The organism is Desulfobacula sp., from assembly GCF_014237455.1.
Lineage (GTDB): Bacteria > Desulfobacterota > Desulfobacteria > Desulfobacterales > Desulfobacteraceae > Desulfobacula.
Genome location: NZ_JABZFL010000111.1, coordinates 12,822 through 27,006, shown reverse-complemented (window position 1 = coordinate 27,006; position 14,185 = coordinate 12,822). Strand labels below are relative to the sequence as shown.

Sequence of the window (14,185 nt, the reverse complement as noted above, 5' to 3'; positions counted from 1 at the left end):
GGAGTTGAAATGAATTCAAAGGCAAAGATCGGAATAGTGATCTGCGATCGCTACCGTCGCTGTGCGGGCGGGAAATGTTTCCGAGCGATGAGGAACAAGGAAGGGGCTTTCAGCATATACACTGACACCGAGGTTGAGTTGGTTGGTTTTACAACCTGCGAGGGTTGTCCCGGCGGTAACATAGAATATGCGGGCGAAGAAATGGTAAAAAATGGCGCGGAGGTTATTCATCTGGCTACCGGACTGGTGGTGGGTTATCCTCCCTGTCCCTATATCCATACGTTCAAAACCTTTCTTGAAAAACGCTACGGGGTCAAGGTTGTTATAGGTACCCACCCTATACCGAAAAAATATCTTGATATGCATACGCATCTCGGGACATGGAAGGACTCGGCATGGGAGCCACTTGTCGCTCCAACCATGAGTGATGAAAAGACCCGGGCAAGTTACGACTAAGCCTGGTCACTGAAGCTAGGGTTGAGTATTTTGATGGTTTGACTGGCTAAACCCTGATAAAAATATAGCCGCCTTCACCATATCCGAAATGCCGGAACAGAATGTTGTAATTGGTTGACAATCCTTTATAGAAAGTATCAAAAGAAACTTGATAAGGATAGGCCTGAATAGGATCAACATCAAGGAGAGTTACTTTGCCTGATACCGGATCAAACCCGCCCACCGGGGAGATATGGGGGATGTGGAGATCCTGTATAAAGCTTCCCTGGTCAAAATGTGAAATGATCAGACAATTGCCTTTTGTTTCAAATTGTTCAAGTCTTGAGCGCAGTATCTGTTTGATCTCTTTTGATACTACAGAATCACCTGTTACCTGAACAGTTTCAACGGATTGATATGGAATCCTGTAAGCCTTAAGCGAGGCTTTGACAACCTGACCAAGCATATGGAGGGGAAGCCCCCTTCGTCCTTTATAGCCGGTATCACTCATCCGCTCCTTCCAATGGGCAGTTTTCACCTTTTCAAGCAGATCCTGCTGGGTGACAGGGATTCGGTTCAAAGAACCTTCCCTGTCAAGGAGGGTATTCACCACGGACACAATGGATGCCACAGAACAGGATGACTCATGGAATTGCTTAACATGGTACCTGAACAATCCGTCTTTCACAAAATTACCCGTATTCTCATAAGGCTTTTGAATATAAACCGCCTGATCTGCCCCGAAAGTCCCTCTCTTCGCGAATTTCTGTAAAAAATAATGACTATAAAGATACGGGCGGATCACCCATTTTAAAAAAACCATGGCGCACGCTTATTTCTCATCACCATTTAAAATTTCCTTTAAGTAGTGCCCGGTATAGCTTTTAGAAGATTCTGCAATTATTTCAGGGGGCCCTTCGGCGATAATTTCTCCCCCGCTGTTACCCCCTTCAGGCCCGAGATCAATGATCCAGTCTGCTGTCTTAATGACATCCAGATTGTGCTCAATAATGATCACTGTATTGCCTGCCTTTGTCAAGCGTGAAAGAACTTTTAAAAGGAGTCTGACATCTCTGAAGTGAAGTCCTGTGGTGGGTTCATCAAGGAGGTAAAGGGTTTCCCCGGTATCCCTTTTGGCAAGTTCCCGGGCAAGCTTGATTCTCTGGGCCTCCCCGCCTGAGAGTGTGGTGGCCGCCTGTCCGAGCTTGATATATGATAGCCCCACATCCATTAATGTGTTCAGGATATGAGTAATTTTCGGATGGCTTGCAAAAAGCTCCTTTGTCTGCATGACTGACAGCTCCAGGATATCTGAAATGGAATGACCCTTATAGGTAATTTCAAGAGTTGCCCGGTTAAACCGCTTTCCATTACAGACTTCACAGGGAACAAATACATCAGCCAAAAAATGCATTTCCACTTTAATATGCCCATCGCCTTTACAGGCTTCGCACCTGCCGCCCTTGACATTAAAAGAATACCGCCCTTTTTTATATCCCCGGGCCTTTGATTCAGGCAGCATGGCATAAAAATCCCGGATATGATCAAACACTTTGGTGTAGGTGGCAGGGTTGCTTCGAGGGGTCCGGCCGATGGGTTTCTGGTCAATATTAATAATTTTGTCCAAATGGGAGAGTCCCTTAATTTTATCATACCGGCCTACATTCAACTTGGAGTCATGAAGTTTGACTGCCAGAGCCGGATAAAGAATCTGATTAATCAGGGTTGATTTTCCGGCCCCTGACACGCCAGTGACGGCCACCAGAAGTCCCAGAGGTATTTTTGCCGTAACATTTTTCAGGTTGTTTTCAGATGCCTTGACAATGGTGATCCATTTACTTTCCCGGCTTTTATGACTTTTCCTTTTTTTTGGAATTTCTATTTGTTCTTTACCGGTTAAAAATTTACCGGTGATGGATGCCGGATTCTCTTTAATCTGATCCGGTGTGCCCTGGGCCACGATCTGTCCGCCAAGGTGCCCTGCCCCGGGACCGATATCCACGATCCAGTCTGCTTTTTCCATGGTTTCCTGGTCATGTTCCACAATGATCAGGGTATTGCCGATATCCCTCAGATGATGAAGGGTATGCAAAAGTTTAATATTATCCTTTTGATGGAGGCCGATGGAAGGCTCATCCAAAATATAGAGTACTCCTGTAAGTTCCGAACCCACCTGGGAGGCAAGTCTGATTCTCTGGGATTCACCGCCGGAGAGAGTCGGCCCGCTTCTGTCAAGGGAGAGATAGTCCAGCCCAACATTCACCAGGAAACCGAGCCGGTCTGAAATTTCCTTTAGCAGTTCTTCGGCAATCAGCTTCTTGTTTCCAGCCAGGTTCAGTCCATTGATAAAATCAAAGGCTTCCCTGACGGTCATGGCCGTCACATCAATAATCGATTTTTTATTGATGTGGACATGCAGCACCTCATTTTTCAAACGCTTGCCCTGGCAGGCAGGACAGGTGCTGGCGGTCATAAATGTGGAATAATATCTTTTCTGCCCTTCAGACTGAGTATCCCTGTATCTCCTCATCAGGGTATGAATCAATCCCTCATGGGTTCTGGTGAATTCTCCCTGAATCTTGGCTGAATTCCAGCTTACGGTCATCTCTTTATGTTTGGAGCCGTACAAAAGAAGGTCTTTATCTTCTTGGGGCAATTTTTTCCATGGCGTATCAAAGCTGATGCCCCATTGTTGTTCCATAGCCTTAAGCTGATTCATTCCCCAGGAATTATCATTGTTATACCGTGGTTTTTTAATAAAATAATTCTTCCACGGAATGACAGCGCCCTGGCGGATAGTTAATTCCTTGTCCGGCACGATCTTGTCTGCATCCATGGACAAAAGTGTTCCGATACCATTGCAGTCCGGACACATGCCCAGAGGCGAATTAAAGGAAAAAATCTGCGGAATAAGTTCCGGATATGCAATACCACAGCAGGATCGAGCCTCACTCATTTTCAGATCTTCTCTGCCCAGTATATGGACAATGATCTGCCCGCTTCCCAGTTTAAGGCCATTTTCCACGGAGTCGGTCAGGCGCTTCTCAAACTTTTTATCGTTTTTAATTTTCAGACGATCCACCACAACTTCTATGTGGTGCTTCTTATTTTTAGCAAGGGTCTGAACATTTTCAAGCTCCTGTACAACCCCATCAACCCTGACCCGGGCATACCCTTGTTTCTTCAGATCCTCAAGTCTTTCTTTGTGCTCTCCCTTCCGATTTTCCACGATGGGGGAAAGGATCAGGATCTTTGAAGCTTCAGGCAATGACATGATCTGGGACACCATACTCTGGGCATAGCCCCGGCCCACTTTTTTCCCGCATTTATAGCAATACTGGGTTCCGACCCGGGCAAACAATACCCTTAAATAATCATAAATTTCCGTAATGGTTCCAACGGTGGATCTGGGATTTTTGCTGGCAGCTTTCTGTTCAATGGCAATGGTGGGGGACAGCCCTCTTATAGTGTCATACTTTGGCTTTTCCATCTGACCGATAAACTGCCGGGCATAAGAGGAAAGGGATTCAACATATCGCCGCTGACCTTCGGCAAAAATCGTATCAAAGGCAAGACTTGACTTACCCGACCCTGACACCCCGGTAAAGACAACCATCTTTTTTTTAGGAATGTCTATATCAATATTTTTAAGATTATGTTCCCTGGCTCCCTTGACGATGATTCTGTCAAGCTCTTTAGAATTTGAATTTATCTGAACCGTTGATAAACTTATCGAACTGCCGTTTTCCATGCGCTTGTTCCTACTCCTGACATACCTTTTTCCATTCACTCCAACATTGAAAAATGATAAGCATGGCAGGATAAAAGTAAAGTTATAGAATATTAAAAATCAAATTGCTTTTATACCTCCCCATTTGATAATAACAAAGAGATGAAACCAAATCAGACATACAGCCTGGCATATTCAAGCTGCCCCAATGACACCTTTATTTTTAAGGCCATTGCCAGGCAGTTGATTGACCTTCACGGATATGCCTTTGACATTGTGCTTGAGGATGTGGAAACCCTGAACCAGAAAGCTGCCAAAGGCGCATACGATATTACCAAACTGTCTTTTGCCGCATTTGGGAGCCTTTTGGATGAATATGCTCTGTTACGGACCGGGTCTGCCCTGGGAATGGGCTGCGGCCCGCTGATTATCTCTCTTGCCGGGCGATCCATAGATGACAAAAATAAACCAATAATTGCCGTTCCGGGTCTTGGGACAACCGCTTACCATCTTTTCAGGTTTTACATGGATGATCTCTTTGCCGGTATGGACACAGACATCATTCCCATGCCATTTGAAAAAGTTATGCCGGCTGTGATTGAAAAAAGGGCGGACTTTGGTGTGATTATCCATGAAGGACGGTTTGTCTATCAAACCATGGGGCTTGAATTAAAAATAGATCTTGGTCAATGGTGGGAAGACAAAACATCCCTGCCCATTCCATTGGGCTGTATAGCCATTAAGCGCGATATTGATCCTGCGGTTGTCTGCGACATCCAGCAACTGATCAGGCAAAGCATTGACCATGCATTTTCAAACCCTGGCATGGCCTATGATTATATTCAAACCTATGCCCAGGAACTGGATGAAGATGTGATCCAACAGCATATCGGACTCTATGTAAATGATTTTTCAAAAGATATCGGGGAGAAAGGAGAGGCTGCCATTACCACATTTTTTAAAAAAGCCCGGGCTTCAGGATTAATTGAAAAATCCGGAAATTCTCTGTTTGCCTGCTGATATGAACGATAAAAAACACATACAAAAAGATTTCATCAACACCATTGCCAAAACCATTTCAGACTTTGGGATGCTTGAAAATAAAGATACGATCCTGGTGGCAGTATCCGGCGGCCCGGATTCTGTTGCCCTGGTGTTGGCTCTGTTGGCCCTTAAAGAAAAATATGCCATAAAAATAGGCATTGCCCACCTGAACCACATGCTTCGGGGAGAAGACTCCTTAAGAGATGAGGCCTTTGTCAAAGAACTTGCCCATAAGCTGGGTCTGCTGTTCCATGAAAGACAAAAGAATGTAACGGCTTATGCAAAAAAGCATCGATTATCCGTTGAAGAGGCCGGCCGGGAAGCCAGGTATCAATTTTTTGAATTTATTGCAAAAAACCATGGATACACAAAAATTGCCCTGGGTCACAACAAGGACGATAATGCCGAACTGGTATTGATGAATCTCTTAAGGGGGGCTGGCCCCAAAGGGCTTTCAGGAATCCCGCCCTTAAGGAACGGCAGATATATCAGACCCTTGATCCGGGTGTCTAAAAGTAAGATCCTTGATTTTTTAAAGCTTAAAAAACAAACCTGCGTATTTGATTCTTCAAATCAGGATACGATATATTTAAGAAATAAGATCAGGCACGAACTGCTTCCTCATCTTCAGTCGGAATACAATCCCGAAATTGCTGATGCGTTGGACAGGTTGAGCAATATATTAAGACAGGAAGAAGCGTTTTGGGATTCTGAAACCAAAAGACAATTTAATAAATGTCTGATCAAAACAGAGGCTTCGTACCTTGCATTTTCAAAAACCTTGATGTCAAACCTTCACCCGGCTCTTTTAAACCGGGTGTTGAGAAAGGCGATCAAAACAGTCAAAAAAGATTTAAAGCGTATTTCTCTTGCCCATATAAATGATATTGTTGACTTTTGTTTTAATAAGCCTTCAGGCCTCAGTCTGGACCTGCCTGGCCAAATCAGAGTCTACAAGGACAAGGATGTCATTATCATCAAAAAAGAAGATGAAACTTTGCGGGAAATCGGAAAAAAAGAGAAACAATTAAGGCGGATGGCAAAGAAAAAATAAGGCAAAGAAAGCTAAAACTTTTTCTTGTATATTCAAATTTCATGTTTATATATTAGGTAGTTTTTGAATAAGAATAAAGAAAGGAAAAACCTTGAACCAATTTTATAAAAATATTTCCCTGTGGCTGGTAATCGTTCTGATGATGATAATGCTCTACAATATCTTCAATCAGCAACAGGTCGGGGGGCAGGTAGATGTCGGATATTCGGAATTTCTTGCAATGGTTGAAGACGGACGTGTTAAGAGTGTGGTGATCCAGGGCCAGGACCTGTATTTAACCGACGAACGAGGCTCCAGATATAAAAGTTTTGCACCGGAGGACGGAGAACTGATCACTTTTCTGCGTTCCAACGATGTTGCTATAAAAGCCAAACCCCCTTCTGAAAACTCCTGGTTTATGTCCATCATCGTATCCTGGCTGCCCATGATTGTCCTCATCGGTGTGTGGATATTTTTTATGCGCCAGATGCAGGGGGGTGCCGGTGGAGGCAAAGCCATGTCTTTCGGGAAAAGTCGAGCAAGGCTTTTGGATAACAAAAAGGAAAAAGTCACATTTGCCAATGTCCAGGGAATTGATGAAGCCAAAGAAGAATTGGCTGAGGTGGTGGATTTTTTAAAAAACCCTGAAAAATATACCCGGCTTGGGGGACGTATCCCCAAAGGTGTGTTGTTGGTGGGAAATCCCGGAACCGGAAAGACACTCTTGTCAAGAGCCGTTGCCGGGGAGGCTGATGTACCGTTTTTTACCATCAGCGGGTCTGATTTTGTTGAAATGTTTGTGGGTGTCGGTGCTTCAAGGGTAAGGGATCTTTTTGCCCAGGGCAAAAAAAATGCTCCCTGTATTATATTTATTGATGAGATTGATGCCGTGGGACGGCAGAGAGGTGCAGGTTTAGGCGGAGGACATGATGAAAGAGAACAGACCTTGAACCAGCTTCTTGTTGAAATGGACGGTTTTGAATCCAATGAGGGCGTTATCCTCATGGCAGCCACCAACAGGCCCGATGTTCTTGATCCTGCCTTGCTTCGGCCGGGACGGTTTGACCGTCAGGTCGTGGTGGATATGCCTGATATCAAAGGACGTGAAGGTATTTTAAGGGTTCACATGGAAAAAACGCCCCTGGCCAATGATGTGGATCCCGTGATACTTGCCAGAGGAACACCTGGATTCAGCGGCGCAGACCTTGAAAACCTTGTGAATGAAGCAGCGCTCCTGGCTGCCAAACGCGGCCATGAAAAAATAACCATGAAAGATTTTGAAGATTCAAAAGACAAGGTTTACATGGGACTTGAAAGAAAATCCAAGGTCATAAAAGAAGAAGACAAAAAAACAACTGCCTATCATGAAGGCGGTCATGCGCTTGTGGCAAGATTTCTGCCGTACACGGATGCTGTTAATAAAATCACCATTATTCCCAGGGGCAGGGCTGCCGGTGTCACATGGTTTCTTCCCGAAGAAGGGGATTTTAAATATAAAGATCAGCTTGAAAATGAACTTGCCATTGCCTTTGGCGGCCGTGTAGCTGAAGAGCTCATTTTCAAAAGAATCAGTACGGGTGCATCCAATGACATCAAACAGGCCACCAAGCTTGCCAACAGCATGATCAGAACTTTCGGCATGAGCGATAACCTGCCACCCCTTTCCTATGAAAATCATGAGGATAATATTTTTATCGGTCGTGAAATGACCCAGGCCAAAGCCTATTCAGAAGAAACCGCCAGAAAAATTGATGCTGAGGTTGCTTTGATCATTGACCGGGCATACCAGACCGCTAAAAAGTGCCTTGAAGAAAATATTGATATCCTTCACACATTAACCGATCTGCTCATTGAAAAAGAGACGATTCTGGGACCGGAACTCGATGACCTGATTGCAACCCTGCGACCTGATTTTGATTTTTTCGGTAAAAAGAACGTATATACACAGCCGAAACAGCCTGCTGAACCCGAAGATCAAAAGAAACCCGACAATCAAGACACTCCCACTCCGGATACGGATGACCAGACTTCGGATGATACTAAAACACCGGACCCTGAGTAGAAGGATATTTTATGCGGCCATTCACACTTGAATTTGACAGATTCCACCTTGAGTTAGGCCCTCAAACTTGCATTATGGGAATTTTAAATGTAACGCCGGATTCCTTTTCCGACGGCGGGAAATTCAACACCTTTGAAACAGCGGTAAGCCAGGGCATACGCTTGGTGGATGACGGAGCGCATATCCTTGATATCGGCGGTGAATCAACAAGGCCCTTTGCAACACAGGTCTCGGAACAGGAAGAGCTTGACCGGATCATACCCATTATTGAAAACCTGTCAAACCAAATTGATGTACCCATTTCCATTGATACGGTGAAATCCGTTGTTGCAAAAGAGGCGCTTAATGCAGGCGCTGTCATCATCAATGATATATCCGCTTTTGAAAAAGATCCTGCCATGGCTGACCTCGCCGCCCAGAGGGATGTTCCTGTGGTGCTGATGCACATGAAGGGAACCCCTGAGACCATGCAGGTGAACCCCGGTTATGATGATTTGATGCTTGAAATCACAAACTATCTTGAGTCAAGGGCAGCATATGCCATGAAAAAAGGGATACAAAAAAATAATATCATTCTTGATCCTGGAATCGGTTTCGGCAAAACCGTTGAACACAACCTGGTCCTCATCAATCATCTTGAAAAAATTACCGCACTTGGATTCCCTGTTCTCATAGGACCATCGCGGAAGTCATTTATTCAGAATATCCTTAGTAAAAACAATAAAACCCCGGTTGGACCCGATAATATAAAGGCAGAAGACGGCTCTTTGGCAGCTGTTGCAGCCTCTATCCTGAAGGGTGCCCATATTGTCAGAGTTCATGACGTTGAAAAAGTCAAATCCGCTACCCTTATCATAGATTCGATCAGGAATGCATAAGCTTAAGCTCTATTGCAATGCCTTAATTCTTTTGTTGATCCTTATTCCTTTTTGTTTTTACAGCTGTACCACAGAACCGGTTGAGACGGATCTTCTACTTCCTGTGGACTTTTCCAATGTACCGGAAAATATGGTTTTGACCTACTTCCATACGGATAAAATTGAAATCCGAATCCAGACTGACCCCAGATTGATGGAATTCATCAACAAGGAAAATATTCACTATCCTGTAGATCTCTATACTGATCTTGAGTTCGATCCTGCAGGTGCTTCCGACTCCATTGAACCGGGTACATATTTGATCCCTGTGGAGGAAAAACGAATTCCCATGGACCCTGCCATAAAAATCCTGAGTATTAATCCCTCTTATCTAAGCGTTCAACTTGAAAAAAAGGTAAAAAAAATCTTTAAAGTATCGGTTCCCTATACAGGGAAACCTGCCAAGGGATATATTGCACTGGAAGCTGCCACAGACCCTGCCAGTGTTGAATTGACTGGCGCTGCTCCCTTGATTCACTCCATCAAGGAATTAAAGACAAAGCCCATTGATCTCACAAATATCAACGAGAATTTTAAAAAAAAGATTCCTCTGGATCTGGACAACCCATCTATCACTTCCTCATCAGATCACATCATTATTGCAACCGTTCCGATTCAACAGCAGCTGGTATCAAAAACAATTGAAAATATTCCCATCCAGATATGGAATTGTACATCTGCGGTCAATATTGAGCCCTCTGAAATAACGATCCGGATTAAAGGCCCCTTTGAGACATTAGGCAATAAGGAAATTACGAATCAAATCTATTCATTTATTGATCTGAAAGGGCTTAGGCCCGGCATATATGCCAGGCACGCATATATTAACGTACCAGTGGATCTGATAATAACAGAGGCTGCCCCACAAGTGTTTACTATAAAAATAGAATAAAGGAGAAACTTATGCTTCTTGTGATTGACGTGGGAAACACAAATACCGTTATCGGTGTCTATGACGGCGATACACTCAAACATGACTGGAGGATCAGGACAACCAGGAACTCAACTGCTGATGAATTCAATGTACTTGCCAATGCACTTTTCTCAGACAAAGGCATTAATCGTAAAAATATTGATAGGACCGTTATTTCCTCGGTTGTTCCTTCATCGGTCCCTATCCTGAATGCATTCTGCGAAAAGTATCTGGACTTAACACCCTTATGGATAAATTCGGACTCTGTTAAAAAACTGATGCCGATTCTCTATAATAACCCAAATGAAGTAGGGGCTGACAGAATCGTCAATGCTGTGGCTGCTTACGATAAGTATAAAACATCTCTTATCATTATTGATTTTGGAACTGCGACAACCTTTGATGCTATCTCCGAAAAGGGAGAATATCTGGGCGGTGCCATTGTGCCGGGTATCATGATCTCTTCCGAAGCTCTTTTTCAAAAGGCCTCCAGACTGCCAAGGGTAGAAATATTTATAGCGCCTGAAAGGGTCATCGGTAAAGATACCATTGAAAGCATTAAAGCCGGCATTATTCATGGAAATGCTGCCATGGTGGACGGAATGGTGGAAAGGATGACAAAAGAGATGGGCACTTCACCCCGAATCCTTGCCACGGGTGGCCTGGCACCATTAATATCCGAAATATCCAAAACCATTGAAAAAGTAGAGCAAACCCTGACCCTTGATGGTTTAAAGATCATCAGTAATGAAGTTGGAAACCGGTAACACGGAATAAAAATAATGATATGACTGATAAAAAAAACACTTCTCCGCCATTAAGAGAAGCCTCAACGGTAATCCTTGTAAGAGAAAAAAACAAAGCACTTGAAATCTATCTTTTAAGAAGAAGTACAAAATCCGGATTCATGGGCGGGTTATATGTTTTTCCCGGAGGAGTGGTAGACCCGGAAGACCTGGGGTTTGACCATTGGGCGCCCCACATTGATATGCTTCCGGATCAAATCGGAAAACAGCTTGGCGCAAATACATTTTCAACCGAAGATGCCCTTGGATTCAGCATTGCTGCTATCCGGGAAACCCTTGAAGAAGCAGGCGTTTTTATTGCATCCGGTAAGGGGAAAACCCAAAAAGATATTGATGATATCTGCACATATCGATTAAATAGGAATCTTCCAAAATCCTGGTTCAGAACAAAAATGAGGAGCCAAAACTGGACCTTGTCGTTCTCAAGCCTTGGGAGGTGGTCCCACTGGATTACGCCAAAATTAATGAAAAAAAGATTTGATACCCGATTCTTTCTTGTTTTCATGCCGGAAAATCAAACCTGTGTACCCGACAATATGGAAACCAAACACGGGATCTGGCTTACCCCTCAAAATGCCCTTGAACAAAATCTTGAAGCCAAGATCCCTTTGAGCCCTCCCGCTGTCGTGACGCTGACCCAGCTGTTAAAATTCAACCATCTGAATGACCTTAAACGCGAGACTCAAACCCGTTCCTGGGGAGATCCTATTTCCCCGCGTCTTGTTCCATCTTCAAACGGGCCTGTGATTTTAGAGCCCTGGGATTCCATGTGCGATAAAGATTGTGATATTGACACCTCAGATTTTTCCAAAAAAGTACTTCCACCAGGTTCACAATTTTCAAGAATCTGGTGCGATAAAGGTGTTTGGAAACCGGTTGGAGTATAAATAAATTATCCGGGAATGGCTGTCAGTGCACTGGCACGAACAATCTCCACCTTATTTTTCAGCTTGGGCAATTCCTTTGAAAGGGTTTGCAGAGTGGCTTCGTATGGATGACCGATACCAATGGCTGATCCATGTTTCTTTGCCAGGTCAATCAACTCTCTAAGCTGTCCTGTGATATACTCTGTGTCCTGGAAATTATCCAAAAAGACATCTCTCTGGGCAAATTTAAGTTTCAATAATCTTGCAGATGATTTGCACTGGGATTTCGGTGCAGTCCTTGAGTCTACAAAGAATAAATTTTCTTTTTTCAAAATGGAAAAAATCTGGTTCATCTGGTCTGAATGGGAGGTCACCTTTGATCCCATATGGTTGTTCACTCCGACAATATAGGGAATATCCCTAATATTTTTTCTTAGCTGATCTATAAGAACATCAGGAGACATGCCGGACAAAATTGCACCGGGGCCGGGATTAATATCAGGATATTCAACAGGCTCCATGGGCAGATGAAGCATTAATTGTGAGCCCTTTGCATGCAATTTCCCAGAAATATACTTTCCGAATGGTGCAAAGGGTAATACTGAAAAGGTAATATTTGAATTTAAACTACATAATGCCAGCGCTATTTTCTTATCATATCCGATATCATCAATAATAATGGCAATTTGGGGCATATGATCTTTGCTGGGTGGCAGCGACTTTTCTACGGCTGTGTGATCAACATCCTCAAACACTTCATATCTTATAGGGTTATCTGATTTTTCTTTCAATCCCGTTACCGCCTTTTTAGCCTTTACTTCCTTAATTTTGGATTTATCCGACGGCTTTGTAACCACCTCTCTCTTTTTCTCAATATGTCCGGGCTGAAAGGAAAAATCTGCTATCATCGCCACGATTAAGCATACCGAAATTAGAATGATAATTCCCACAAGATTTTTTTTGAATTCATTGAAAAAACTGGATTTTCGGCTTTTCCGGCGGTTTGTCTGTCTTCTTGATACTGCCTTTTTTTTAACCTTTTTTTTAGCTGCCATTTAGTTTGCTGAATACTCCATAGCTTATCAAAATATCGAGGGCTCTTTTAACTTGTGCATCATGTTGAAGCTGGTCCGTATCAAGAAGTCTTTGATGTTTCTTAGATTGTTTTTTAATTTTTTCCGGTTGCTCTGTTTTTTCAGGTTTTAAACTATTTCTTAAATCTTTCTCTCTTATCATTCTGTCAAATGTGGATATCTTTTTTTCTTTTTTTTCAAGAATCTCGTATTCCACTTCTATATCAGGCTCAATACCTTTGGCCTGTATGGACCTCTCCTTAGGGGTATAATATCTTGCAATGGTGTATTTAATTCCAAATCCTTCCTTTAAAGGCCGAACCGTCTGCACAGACCCTTTCCCAAAAGAGGGTGTCCCTAAAATCAATGCCCTTGAGTGGTCCTGCAATGCACCGGCCACAATTTCAGAAGCGGAAGCTGACCCGCCGTTGATCAGAACTACAACAGGATAATTACGATCTTCATCGTCTGGGTATGCTTTAAACACCTGTGTATTTCTCTCCTGCCTTCCTTTAATAGAGACAATATTACCCTGAGCAAGGAAAAGATCGGATATTTTAACCGCCTGAGCCAGAAGACCGCCCGGATTATCCCTTAAATCCATGATAAGACCATTTAATCCGTTGTTTTTCGACTCCAGTTTCTCTAAATGTTTTTTTATGTCATCAAAGGTGCTCATTCTGAAATTGGTAATACGCAGGTATCCATATCCCGGTTCCAGCATCGCACTTCTGACACTTTCCATGGGAATCATATCCCGCTTAAGGGAAAATTCAATGGATTCCGGTTCATCTTCCCGGATAACAGTGATCAATACAATTTTATGTCTGGGGCCCCGCATCATGTTAACGGCTTCCCAAAGGGCCATATCTTTTGTTGACTTATCATCAATTCGGATGATGATATCCCCGGCCTGAATACCGGCTTTATATGCCGGTGTTCCTTCAATAGGTGATACCACTGTTAAAATTGCATCTTTCATGGTGATCACAATACCAATACCGGAAAATTCTCCTTTTGTATCATCCTGGAGTTCATCAAAGGCCTCAGGAGGCATAAAGCTTGAATGCGGATCAAGATTTCCCACCATGCCTTTAATGGCATTATGGATCAATTCCTCACTGTCGACATCATCCACATAGTTTTTCTCCAACTCTTCCAAAACATCTGCAAACAGCTTTAATGACTTATACGTATTATCATCAGCCTGTAACGTACTTTTAAACCCGGCTATAGATATAAATACACACACAGCCATCACAACGAAAAACCTGAGACTAAATAAGTTATAAGATCCCTTTTCCAT

At 43.3% G+C, this 14,185-nt stretch carries 12 protein-coding genes; 8 read left to right on the top strand and 4 right to left on the bottom strand.

The genetic code is table 11. The features are described 5' to 3' along the window. The first annotated feature begins 9 nt into the window (after window positions 1-9). Entirely contained in the window at window positions 10-456 is a 447-nt protein-coding gene (locus tag HGJ91_RS15970) for a CGGC domain-containing protein (RefSeq protein ID WP_291348840.1), read from the top strand. Between the two features lie 46 nt (window positions 457-502). On the opposite strand, the gene HGJ91_RS15965 is transcribed toward HGJ91_RS15970, so the two are convergent. Then, window positions 503-1,258: a phytochelatin synthase family protein gene (locus HGJ91_RS15965; protein ID WP_291348839.1), complete on the bottom strand. Its 756-nt coding sequence runs from the start codon at window positions 1,256-1,258 to the stop codon at window positions 503-505. Window positions 1,259-1,267: 9 nt separating this feature from the next. After that, window positions 1,268-4,186, bottom strand: a complete 2,919-nt coding sequence (gene uvrA / locus HGJ91_RS15960; protein ID WP_291348838.1) for an excinuclease ABC subunit UvrA — start codon at window positions 4,184-4,186, stop codon at window positions 1,268-1,270. Between the two features lie 141 nt (window positions 4,187-4,327). Here uvrA and HGJ91_RS15955 point away from each other — a divergent pair, with 141 nt between their 5' ends. The 7 genes from HGJ91_RS15955 (at window position 4,328) to HGJ91_RS15925 (ending at window position 11,827) form a co-directional block, all read left to right on the top strand. Continuing rightward, the gene (locus tag HGJ91_RS15955; RefSeq protein WP_291348837.1) at window positions 4,328-5,185 is read left to right on the top strand and encodes a 1,4-dihydroxy-6-naphthoate synthase; all 858 of its coding nucleotides are present in this window, start codon (window positions 4,328-4,330) and stop codon (window positions 5,183-5,185) included. Beyond that, on the top strand, window positions 5,151-6,263 hold the full coding sequence (tilS, locus tag HGJ91_RS15950) for a tRNA lysidine(34) synthetase TilS (protein ID WP_291348836.1): 1,113 nt from the start codon (window positions 5,151-5,153) through the stop codon (window positions 6,261-6,263). Before HGJ91_RS15955 ends, tilS begins: the two co-directional genes overlap by 35 nt. 91 nt (window positions 6,264-6,354) lie before the next feature. After that, the gene (ftsH, locus tag HGJ91_RS15945) at window positions 6,355-8,304 is read left to right on the top strand and encodes an ATP-dependent zinc metalloprotease FtsH (RefSeq protein ID WP_291348835.1); all 1,950 of its coding nucleotides are present in this window, start codon (window positions 6,355-6,357) and stop codon (window positions 8,302-8,304) included. Window positions 8,305-8,315: 11 nt separating this feature from the next. Continuing rightward, complete coding sequence (folP, locus tag HGJ91_RS15940) at window positions 8,316-9,182, top strand: dihydropteroate synthase (protein ID WP_291348834.1); 867 nt, start codon at window positions 8,316-8,318, stop codon at window positions 9,180-9,182. After that, window positions 9,175-10,113, top strand: coding sequence for a CdaR family protein (locus HGJ91_RS15935; protein ID WP_291348833.1), 939 nt, complete (start codon window positions 9,175-9,177; stop codon window positions 10,111-10,113). The genes folP and HGJ91_RS15935 overlap by 8 nt, the downstream gene beginning before the upstream one ends. Window positions 10,114-10,124: 11 nt before the next feature. Continuing rightward, a complete protein-coding gene (locus HGJ91_RS15930; RefSeq protein WP_291348832.1) occupies window positions 10,125-10,901 on the top strand; it encodes a type III pantothenate kinase in 777 nt (258 codons plus the stop codon). A 20-nt stretch (window positions 10,902-10,921) separates the two neighbouring features. Continuing rightward, window positions 10,922-11,827, top strand: a complete 906-nt coding sequence (locus tag HGJ91_RS15925; protein ID WP_291348831.1) for a hypothetical protein — start codon at window positions 10,922-10,924, stop codon at window positions 11,825-11,827. 5 nt (window positions 11,828-11,832) lie between these two features. Here the strand turns inward: HGJ91_RS15925 and HGJ91_RS15920 are convergent, their stop codons facing one another. Together HGJ91_RS15920 and HGJ91_RS15915 are read right to left on the bottom strand one after the other, a co-directional pair. Further along, complete coding sequence (locus tag HGJ91_RS15920; RefSeq protein ID WP_291348830.1) at window positions 11,833-12,861, bottom strand: divergent polysaccharide deacetylase family protein; 1,029 nt, start codon at window positions 12,859-12,861, stop codon at window positions 11,833-11,835. Continuing rightward, on the bottom strand, window positions 12,851-14,185 hold the full coding sequence (locus HGJ91_RS15915) for a S41 family peptidase (protein WP_291348829.1): 1,335 nt from the start codon (window positions 14,183-14,185) through the stop codon (window positions 12,851-12,853). Before HGJ91_RS15915 ends, HGJ91_RS15920 begins: the two co-directional genes overlap by 11 nt.

What these genes read in the sequence shown, in the direction of transcription:
- HGJ91_RS15970 (WP_291348840.1), top strand. Translation starts at nt 10, where the DNA reads ATGAATTCAAAGGCAAAGATCGGAATAGTGATCTGCGATCGCTACCGT.
- HGJ91_RS15965 (WP_291348839.1), bottom strand. Translation starts at nt 1,258, where the DNA reads ATGGTTTTTTTAAAATGGGTGATCCGCCCGTATCTTTATAGTCATTAT.
- uvrA (WP_291348838.1), bottom strand. Translation starts at nt 4,186, where the DNA reads ATGGAAAACGGCAGTTCGATAAGTTTATCAACGGTTCAGATAAATTCA.
- HGJ91_RS15955 (WP_291348837.1), top strand. Translation starts at nt 4,328, where the DNA reads ATGAAACCAAATCAGACATACAGCCTGGCATATTCAAGCTGCCCCAAT.
- folP (WP_291348834.1), top strand. Translation starts at nt 8,316, where the DNA reads ATGCGGCCATTCACACTTGAATTTGACAGATTCCACCTTGAGTTAGGC.
- HGJ91_RS15935 (WP_291348833.1), top strand. Translation starts at nt 9,175, where the DNA reads ATGCATAAGCTTAAGCTCTATTGCAATGCCTTAATTCTTTTGTTGATC.
- HGJ91_RS15930 (WP_291348832.1), top strand. Translation starts at nt 10,125, where the DNA reads ATGCTTCTTGTGATTGACGTGGGAAACACAAATACCGTTATCGGTGTC.
- HGJ91_RS15925 (WP_291348831.1), top strand. Translation starts at nt 10,922, where the DNA reads ATGACTGATAAAAAAAACACTTCTCCGCCATTAAGAGAAGCCTCAACG.
- HGJ91_RS15920 (WP_291348830.1), bottom strand. Translation starts at nt 12,861, where the DNA reads ATGGCAGCTAAAAAAAAGGTTAAAAAAAAGGCAGTATCAAGAAGACAG.
- HGJ91_RS15915 (WP_291348829.1), bottom strand. Translation starts at nt 14,185, where the DNA reads ATGGAAAAGGGATCTTATAACTTATTTAGTCTCAGGTTTTTCGTTGTG.